This is a genomic window from Dietzia sp. B19 (assembly GCF_014145155.1).
Lineage (GTDB): Bacteria > Actinomycetota > Actinomycetes > Mycobacteriales > Mycobacteriaceae > Dietzia > Dietzia natronolimnaea.
The window spans coordinates 754-2,236 of record NZ_JAALED010000487.1 but is presented as its reverse complement, the minus strand read 5'-3'; the positions used below and the strand labels follow the sequence as shown (position 1 = coordinate 2,236).

4 protein-coding genes are annotated in these 1,483 nt (G+C 69.4%); all 4 read left to right on the top strand.

Going from position 1 to position 1,483, the window contains the following annotated elements:
- On the top strand, positions 1–147 hold a 147-nt coding region (locus tag G6020_RS13410; RefSeq protein ID WP_277815282.1), incomplete at its 5' end, for a pyrroline-5-carboxylate reductase dimerization domain-containing protein.
- Between the two features lie 266 nt (positions 148–413).
- Positions 414–635, top strand: a complete 222-nt coding sequence (locus tag G6020_RS13405) for a helix-turn-helix domain-containing protein (protein ID WP_017837771.1) — start codon at positions 414–416, stop codon at positions 633–635.
- Positions 636–795: 160 nt separating this feature from the next.
- Positions 796–897, top strand: coding sequence for an AURKAIP1/COX24 domain-containing protein (locus tag G6020_RS13400; RefSeq protein WP_003855542.1), 102 nt, complete (start codon positions 796–798; stop codon positions 895–897).
- A gap of 163 nt (positions 898–1,060) precedes the next feature.
- A partial coding sequence (locus tag G6020_RS17185) for an NAD-dependent epimerase/dehydratase family protein (protein WP_347238007.1) occupies positions 1,061–1,483 on the top strand: 423 nt, incomplete at its 3' end.

Here is a 1,483-nt window from a genome sequence, read left to right as displayed (position 1 = left end):
GGCGGCACCACGGCGGCGGCGATCCGGCGACTCGAGGCCGGGGGCTTCCGGTCCGCGGTGGCGGACGCCGTGGAGGCGTCGGCCACCAGGTCGATGGAACTGGCCCGTGCGGCGCAGAAGGCCGAGGACGACGAGCGGGACGACTGACCCGCCTCCCGGCATCGCCCGCTGCGCTCCACGCGCCCCACACGTCCCGCCAGGTGAGAGAACGGCCACCTGGCGGGACGTCGCATTTAGCACAAGCCCTGTTCAGGGTGGGTCAGGCCGCGGTCGGGCGGCGTGTCGTCAAAGTTATTTGCCCACTCCCGTCGCATTGATCACACCCTTCACGCTAGGCTCATACCCAGCACGTGCGTGTCCGTACCGCAGGAGGGGAAGCCTGCGGCACGACGCGTGCCACGAAGGGTTGTGAGATGGCGACTACCGACAAGACCGAAGGCGGCGCACAGGCGGCGGGGGGTTCCCAGTTCCTGACCGTTGCCGAGGTCGCAGCGCTCATGCGCGTGTCCAAGATGACGGTCTACCGGCTCGTCCACTCGGGCGAGCTGCCCGCGGTGCGGGTGGGGCGGTCGTTCCGCGTGCATTCCAAGGCGGTCCACGAGTACCTGGACACGTCGTACTTCTCCGCCGGCTGACCCGCTCCGGGTCGGCCCCCGGGCCCGTTTTCGTCGCGGCCCCACCTGCGGGTAGTCTGGACGGGTTCCGTACCGGCTTCCGAGCCCGCTTAGATGCCGGAACGCAGTAAGCCCGCTGTAAGGCCCCAGACCAGTAGTCGACAGGTAGGTGACCCCCGATATGGGTTCTGTGATCAAGAAGCGCCGCAAGCGTATGTCCAAGAAGAAGCACCGCAAGATGCTCCGCCGGACGCGCGTGCAGCGTCGCAAGCTCGGTAAGTGAGTCCGGCGGCGCCTCGATAGCGCCCGGACTCACGCCCGTAGCAGATGCCCGTCACCCGCAAGTGGTGGCGGGCATCGGTGTGTCCCGGGGTGTGTGTAGCAGCACGTCCGGGGTACGCGGACCGGGCGACGGACCGGGGGGGTCCACGGCTACAGTGGTCTGGGTGAACCCCGAAGCACCAACCCGTCGGCCCGCCCGGGCTGTCGCCGTCGTGGGCGGGAGCCGATACCTCGGCGCCCACCTCGTGGGGATGCTGCTCCGGTCCGAATCCGTCGAGCGCGTCCTGGCCATCGACTCCGTCAAACCGTCGCCGCAGCACCGCCGTCGGATGAGGGACGCCGAGTTCGTCCGCCTCGACCCGCAGTCGCCGCGCCTCCAGGGCATCCTTCGCGATGCCGGCATCGACACCGTCGTCCACGCCGGACTGCACCACACCGATTTCGCCCCGGGCGGCCGTGCGGCCGTCAAGGAGGCCAACATCATGGGCTCGATGCACGTGATCGCGGCCTGTGGGCGGGCCGCGACCGTCAAGCGGTTCGTGTTGATCTCCTCGACCACCGTCTACGGCTCCTCGGGCGTGGACCCG

Excerpts from the sequence above, each read along its gene's own strand:
- G6020_RS13405 (WP_017837771.1), top strand. The coding sequence starts at position 414 with ATGGCGACTACCGACAAGACCGAAGGCGGCGCACAGGCGGCGGGGGGT.
- G6020_RS13400 (WP_003855542.1), top strand. The coding sequence starts at position 796 with ATGGGTTCTGTGATCAAGAAGCGCCGCAAGCGTATGTCCAAGAAGAAG.